Annotated in this window: 4 protein-coding genes; 3 read left to right on the forward strand and 1 reads right to left on the reverse strand. The window is 66.0% G+C overall.

What is annotated here, in order from left to right; translation table 11 throughout:
* The first annotated feature begins 61 nt into the window (after positions 1–61).
* The 3 genes from ACY9XZ_RS09670 (at position 62) to ACY9XZ_RS09680 (ending at position 6050) form a co-directional block, all read left to right on the forward strand.
* Entirely contained in the window at positions 62–4597 is a 4536-nt protein-coding gene (locus ACY9XZ_RS09670) for a glycoside hydrolase family 15 protein (RefSeq protein ID WP_463456818.1), read from the forward strand.
* 50 nt (positions 4598–4647) lie between these two features.
* Positions 4648–5595 (forward strand): sugar phosphate nucleotidyltransferase, encoded by a 948-nt coding sequence (locus tag ACY9XZ_RS09675; protein ID WP_463456819.1) that lies wholly within the window; start codon positions 4648–4650, stop codon positions 5593–5595.
* Positions 5596–5699: 104 nt separating this feature from the next.
* On the forward strand, positions 5700–6050 hold the full coding sequence (locus ACY9XZ_RS09680) for a DUF7510 family protein (protein WP_463456820.1): 351 nt from the start codon (positions 5700–5702) through the stop codon (positions 6048–6050).
* A gap of 15 nt (positions 6051–6065) precedes the next feature.
* On the opposite strand, the gene ACY9XZ_RS09685 is transcribed toward ACY9XZ_RS09680, so the two are convergent.
* On the reverse strand, positions 6066–7121 hold the full coding sequence (locus ACY9XZ_RS09685; RefSeq protein WP_463456842.1) for a glycosyltransferase family 4 protein: 1056 nt from the start codon (positions 7119–7121) through the stop codon (positions 6066–6068).
* Positions 7122–7256: the final 135 nt, after the last annotated feature.

A 7256-nucleotide genomic window follows, 5' to 3' on the forward strand; every position in this document is an offset into this window, starting at 1 on the left:
GAGATATCACTAATTTGTACGAACCACAGGAGTTTATAGAGATTGGTCTGCTTTGATATGTATGCGGCTTTCGACAGCGCTCAACGATTACAAGCGGACTCGTCATGAGCGCTTTCCAGAGGAACGCAGGACTGTTTCAGGCTCTTTCTCCGGGCATGGTGATCGCCTCGTCCACGTCGGCGAAGACGGCACGCTGAAAGATTATTCCGATTCGCTCTCCGGGCTCTCCGGTATCGACCGCTCCCGACTCGGGGTTATGCTTGGGGACGAAACACGGTGGTTCAGCGACCTGGAGACAATCAGACAGCACTACTACCGCGAGACGCGGCTGGTGGAGACCGAGTACGACGCGGGGTCGTTCACGGTCCACCAGTACGACCTCACACTAGGGCGAGCACACGTCACGCACGTCGCGATGCGCGGGGCCGTGCCACAGAACGCCAAACTCGTGGCGTTCGTCACGCTAGCCCCCGACAGCAGCGACAGCGGCGTCGGCTCGCTGATTCACGAGGACGCCGGCCCCGACGACTCGCGCGTGCTGGAGGTGTACCATCGACGAGAGCACGATTACCTCGCCTCGTCGACCGGGCTGGACGCCGTCGCCGGGCAGCGGCCGGAGCGCCTCGCAGAGATACTCGAAGATAGCCCGATAGCGTTCCCGCGGTCGGCACCGGTCGAGCGACGCGATCAAACGCGGCTCACCGGTGACTTCCTCGTGACCGCGCCGCTGGACCGGTCCGGGCGCAGCAAGGACACGACGCTCGTCAGCCAGCTCTCGAACCACGACGAGGTCGACCGGGAGACGGCGCTGCTCGATCTCGCCGACTGCGTGCGGGAACATACGACGTCTGACGACCTCCGGGAGGCCGGGCGGGAGCGAACGCGTATCGACGTGGCCGAGTCGATGCCGCGTTCGGACTCGATACGGATGGATCTGCGGGTGCTTGACCTGCTGTCCTCGCCGACCGGCGGTCGCATCGCCGCCCCGGAGTTCGACCCGTTCTACTCGAACTCCGGCGGCTACGGCTACGTCTGGTTCCGCGACGACGCCTCCGTCTCTCGCCACCTGCTCGAAGCCGGGTCCCGGCTCGATATCGACACCGCGGACGTGTTGACCGAGAGCGCAGAGTTCCTCTGTGACAGCCAGCTTTCCGACGGCCGGTGGCCCCACCGCGTCTGGGCCGACAGCGGGGACATCGCACCGGGCTGGGCCAACGCCAGAGTCGAGCACAACACCGAGTCGCCGGAGTACCAGGCCGACCAGAGCGCGACCGTCACCGCCTTCCTCGCGACGCTGTTGCGAACACATCGGGGGAAGATGGACACCGAACTGACGGCAACAGTTCGGGAGACCATCGAGGCCGCCGTCGAGACGCTCATCGAAGACATCGCGGCCAACAACCTCCCAGAGCCCTGCCAGAACGTCTGGGAGGACTCCATCGGCCAGTTCACGCACACCACTGCGACGTTCATCGAGGCCTTCGCCGCGGTGGGCCGCGCCCCGATGGGTGAGTCGGTCCGGGAGCGAAGCCTCGAAGCGGCTGACCAGTTGCTCGACGGGCTGGAGACGCTCTGGGACGAGGATCTCAGCGTGTACGTGATGGGACTGACGAACGGGACGCCGGATCACCGCATCGACGCCGCGGCGCTCCACCTCGCGGACGCCTTCCAGGAGTACGACAGCGTCGAGTCGACTGCGCTGACTGACCGGCAACTCACTCGCCTGGCTGACCACGTGAGCACGACGCTCGATACGCTCTTCCGGAACCCCACCGAAAGCCGGGTCGCGGGGTTGGCCCGCTACGAGGGCGACCGCTGGCGGACCGGCCACCAGGACAGCGAGAAGATCTGGACCGTCACGACGGCGATGGGGGCCCTCGCCGCCGCCCGCGTCGGCGACATGCTGAACGAGCGCGGTGAGAGCGGCGACGCCTACCTCGACCGCGCGAGCGACCTGTACGAACTGCTTGCCGACGACGGCCCGCTCGCGACCGACGCCGGCTACCTCGCCGAACAGGCCTTCGACGACGGGGACCTCGACAGCGCGACGCCGCTTGGCTGGTCGCACGCGCTGCGGCTCCACGCGACTGCCCGTCTGGGTGAACTGAACGCGCTCCCGACGACATCGGCCGGCACCGAGGGGCCGAGCGAGCGCCCGACGTGGACGACCGGGGAAAAATACGGCGTCGGCACCGTCGCCGACCACGACGAGCAGGATCCCTCGCGCGTGTGGTTCACGCTCACCGAGGGCGCGCTGACGGAGGCCCGCTATCCGCAGGTCGATCTGATGAATCTGCGAACGCTCGATTTCCTGGTTCGGTGTACGGACGAGACGGACTACGCCGTCCGGACCCATCGAGAAAACCGGCGGGCCGACGACACCGTCAGGCGTCGCGTCGAACCGGTCGACGACGAGGCGCTCCGCTATCGCCACGTCTTCACCGAGACCGGCGACGGCCGGGGCCACGAGTGGACGCTGACCGTCGACTACGCGACCGATCCCGAACACGACGCCATCGTCGCCGACGTGTCGTTCAGTGCCGACGACGGCAAGTCCTACGACGTGTTCTCCGTCGCCGACATTGCGCTCACCAGCACGGTGACCGAGGACCGCGCCATCAGATACGGCCAGCCCGGGAGCTACCACCTCGTCGGCCGAAACCCCCGCGCGTACACCGACCAGACGGACAACGACCTGCTCGTCGACGAGAACGGCGACGCCTACTCCATCGCCGTGGCGATGGCCGCGGCCGGGCGCTTCGACTGGGCCACCGTCGGCGCGGCCGGCAGCGCCCGCCTGGACGCGCTGTACTCCGACGGCGAGCTTCCGGACCCGGTCGAATCCCTCGACGGGACGAACCTCGTCCTCATCGGGCGGCTGGACTCGGGCACCAGAGTTAGCGACACGGTCGCGCTCGGTTTCGCGCGGCAGGCTGACACCGCCGCCGCACTGGGCGAGGCCGACGGCGCGCTCGACCGGGGCTACGAGACGGTCAGCGCGGAGTACGCCGACAGCTGGGCCGACTTCCTCTCGGACAAGCAACTCCCGGCGTCGGTCGCCGACGACGAGGACCTGGCGAACCAGTACCGAACCGCGCTGATGACGCTCCTGGCTGTGGAGGACAAGACCTACCGCGGCGCGTCCATCGCCTCGCCGTCCGTGCCGTGGGGCGAGGCCGTCCACGCCGAGGAGCCCAAGGGCTACGGCTACAACTTCGTCTGGTCCCGGGACCTCTATCAGGTGTTCAGCGTCTTCGACGCGGTCGATTCCTGGGATATCGCCGCCGCCCAACTGGAGTACATCTACAACTACCAGCAGGACGAGGCCGGCTTCATTCCACAGAACACCTACGTCAACGGGACGACCCGCTGGGGCGGCGAGCAGATGGACAACATCTCGTTCCCGCAGGTGATGGCCTATCGCCTCGCCGAGAACGGCGTCGGCTTCGACGACGTGGAATACAGCTACGAGAACGTCCGGCGGTCGGCCGAGTACGTCGTCCGCCACGGCCCCGAGACCGCTCAGGAGCGCTGGGAGGAGGAAGCGGGCTTCTCGCCGTCCTCGATTGCGGCCGAGATCGCCGGCCTCGCGTGTGCGGCGAAGCTCGCGCTCGACACCGGCCACGAGGCCGACGCGCTCGTCTGGCTGGCGCTTGCCGACCAGTGGGCGAACAACGTCGAGGCCTGGACCGCGACCGAGACCGGGACCGAGCGCCACACCAACACGCCCTACTACACGCGCATCACGCTCGATGGGAACCCCGAGACGGGGCACCTCCGCACGCTTGCCAACGACGGCCCGACGCTCGACGAACGGAACATCATCGACGGCGGCTTCCTCGAACTCGTTCGGCTGGGTATCAAGCCGGACGACGACGAAGCCATCCGGAACTCGCTCGTCGAAGTCGACGACACGATCAGCGTCGACACGGAGTACGCGCCCGGGTTCTACCGGTACAACGGCGACGGCTACGGCGAGCGCGGCCGGGACGACCAGGGCGCGCCGTGGACGGTCGAACACAAGGGGAAAGGCCGCCTCTGGCCGCTGCTCACCGGCGAGCGCGCCGAGTACGAACTCCACCGCGACGACCCGGACATCGCGCCCGAGAACTGCCTCCGGATGATGGAGGACGTGGCGAACTCGGGGCGGATGATCGCCGAACAGATCTGGGACCGCGGCCACGCGACCGACTACGACTGGGAGTTCGCCGAAGGGACCGGCTCGGCGACGCCGTTGGCGTGGTCGATGGCCCAGTACGTACGGCTGGCCCACGGCATCAGCGCCGGCGAACCGGTCGAGACGCCCGCGTTCGTCGACGAGCGGTACCGCGAGCGGCGTGCGCACACGCCCGACCGTAGCCCGGCGCTACGCGTCGATACCCAGTTCCGCGGGAACGAACTGGTCGTCTCCGGCGAGACGACCGGTGTCTGTGTCGTCGTCAAGACCCCCGCCGACATAGTGTACATCCCCGTCGAAGACCGCGAGTTCGAGGTCGCGGTCGACGTCGACCCCGGTGAGAATCAGGTGATCGTCGCCGCCGCGGACGACGAGGATCTGGTCACCGCCGGGACGACTGTCTGGCGGCTCAACCTGTAGCACCACTTATAAGTGAGAACCACTTTATAATTCGGGTTTGATGTGGGGGTATGGACGCGATAGTTCTAGCTGGCGGCTACGCGACGCGACTGTGGCCGATCACTCGGCGTCGGCCGAAGATGCTGCTCCCGGTCGGTGAGACGACTGTTATCGACAGGATCCTCCAGTCGCTCGAGGACGACGACCGCATCGGGACGACGTATCTGAGCACCAACGAGGCATTCGCCGACGAGTTCGAGGCGCACGTCGACGAAATGGGGTACGAGAAGGTGCAACTCTCCGTCGAGAGCACGGCGGACGAAGACGAGAAGTTCGGCGTCGTCGGCGCGCTCGCGCAACTCATCGACCGCGAGGGCATCGACGACGACCTGTTCGTCATCGGCGGCGACAACCTCATCGGCTTCGACCCCTCGGAGTTCCTTGACTTCTTCGAGGAGCGCGACGGGCCGGCACTCGCCGCCTACGATGTCGGCTCACGGGAGAAAGCCAAGTCCTACGGGCTGGTCGAACTCGACGGCGAGCGCGTCGTCGACTTCCAGGAGAAGCCCGACCATCCCAAGAGCACGCTCGTGTCGATTGCCTGCTACGCGTTCCCGGCCGAGTCGCTCCGCTTCGAGGAGTACCTCTCGGGCGACAACAACCCCGACGAACCGGGCTGGTACATCGACTGGCTGCAACAGCAGGAACCGGTGTCCGCCTTCACCTTCGACGACGTCTGGTTCGACATCGGGACGCCCGAGTCGTATTTCGAAACCGTCGAGTGGAAACTCGACGGCGGGTCGCTCATCCACCCCGACGCGACCGTCGAGAACTCCGAGATCGGTGACACCGTCCACGTGATGGCCGGTGCAGAGGTGACCGACAGCAGCCTCGACCGGACTATCGTCTTCCCTGACGCCGAGGTCCACGACTGCGACCTCGACGAGACGATTCTCGGCGAGGATGTGGCCGTCGAGGGGTTCGACATGTCGGGGTCGCTCATCATCAACCGCAACTAGGTCGGTAATCCGCGCTCCCGCTCGGCCGTGGGATCCGACCCGGCCTGCCGTCGGTCACCGGACCGCTGGCGAAGGACTAAGTGACACAGCGCCGTCTACTCGCCATGAGCAAGTCATCTGACAACACGAGCCAATCGGAGGCTGAGCAAGTCACGTTCGAGATGACAATCGACGACGGGCGAACCAGGATCGACGTCTCGGGCGACCGTGATACTGCTGTCGTCGTCCGTTCGGCATCGGGCGAGAAGATCTACCTGCCGCCCGAGGACTTCGACCGGCCGCCGGAGGACAGACAGACGCCCTACGACAGTCCCTACCAGTCGGCCGATGGGACTGCCGACAGCCCGTACCGGACCCGGACCGACACCACATCGGTGACTGGTCTGGAGCCGACCGCCGACGGGTATCTGATCGTCCACCCGGAACCGGTCACGGACGTTCGCTTTCTCCGCTGAGGGTTCCTCCGCCCGTCAGGCTTCCGTGAGAACGTCGTGGTAGAACTCGACGTGTTCGTCGGCGACCTCCCCCCAGGTTCGCACGTCGTACTCGATGGGCGTCGACAGCGACAGCGCGTGCTCGATCCCGTCGGCAATCGAGTCCGAATCGGGTTCGACCTCGATAACGCAGTCCTCGTTCAGCAGTTCCGCGGCCCCGCTCTCGCAGGCGACGACGCGCGTCCCGACGGAAAGCGCTTCGACGATGGTGATGCCAAAGGGTTCCGCCAGCGACGGCGAGACGAACAGGTCCGCGCTGTTGTAGTAGTCCCCGAGTTCTGCTTGTGGGAGATACCCCGGGAAATAGACCCGGTCTTCGATGCCCAACAGTTCGGCGAACCGTTCGAGCTGTTCGGTGAGGTGGCCCGAGCCACCGAGCACCAGGCTGACGTCGTCCCGACCGAGCTTCGAGAGCGCGTACAGCAGGTACGAGAGCCCCTTCTGGTCGGTGTGTCGGCCGACGAAAAACAGCATCTTTCCGTCGATACCCAGTTCCGATTTGATGTCCCGGCCCGTCGGCTCCACCGACGAGAACCCGTTGTAGATGACCGTCGAATCGGCGTCGTACTGCTCGCGGATCCGTCGTTGCGTGAACTTGCTCACCGCGACGATGTGGTCCGAGCGGTTGGCGACCCGCTGTTCGGTTTCGACTTCCCGCTGTGGCGGCGTCACATTCCGGTCCGCCGACAGCGAGTGGAACGTCGAGATCCACTCCACGTCGTGGGATGACTTGGCCCGTGACCCGGGGTTGTAGCCGAACCAGTCGTTCGTGTGGATGATGTCGGCGTCGGCCGCCCTGTCGGCGAACTCCCCGGCCAGCCGGCCGATACGCGTGATGATGTCGCCGCTGCCCGTCGAGACGCCGTGGATGCCGTCGCGGTCCGGCGGCGCGTACTCCGCGGGCAACACCAACTCGAACTCGACGTCGTCTCTCGGTTCGAGCTGCTCGAACAGCTCCCCGATAGCGGTATCAAGCCCGCCGGTGATGTTGGGTGGGAACCCCCAGCCAAGCATCAGCACGTTCGGTGGCATCTCTGGAACTGGCTCACTCATCGTAGCATCAAATGGATACAATATATATGTTTGCGTACTCCCCGCTCGCTTTGCCGAGGGCCGCTCACTGCTCACGGGTCGTTCCTCCCCGCTCGCTTTGCCGAGGGCCGCTCA

It is taken from the genome of Haloarcula sp. HT12, from assembly GCF_055271655.1.

Coding starts and splice junctions, on each gene's coding strand:
- ACY9XZ_RS09670 (WP_463456818.1), top strand. CDS start 62: ATGCGGCTTTCGACAGCGCTCAACGATTACAAGCGGACTCGTCATGAG.
- ACY9XZ_RS09675 (WP_463456819.1), top strand. CDS start 4,648: ATGGACGCGATAGTTCTAGCTGGCGGCTACGCGACGCGACTGTGGCCG.
- ACY9XZ_RS09680 (WP_463456820.1), top strand. CDS start 5,700: ATGAGCAAGTCATCTGACAACACGAGCCAATCGGAGGCTGAGCAAGTC.
- ACY9XZ_RS09685 (WP_463456842.1), bottom strand. CDS start 7,121: ATGCCACCGAACGTGCTGATGCTTGGCTGGGGGTTCCCACCCAACATC.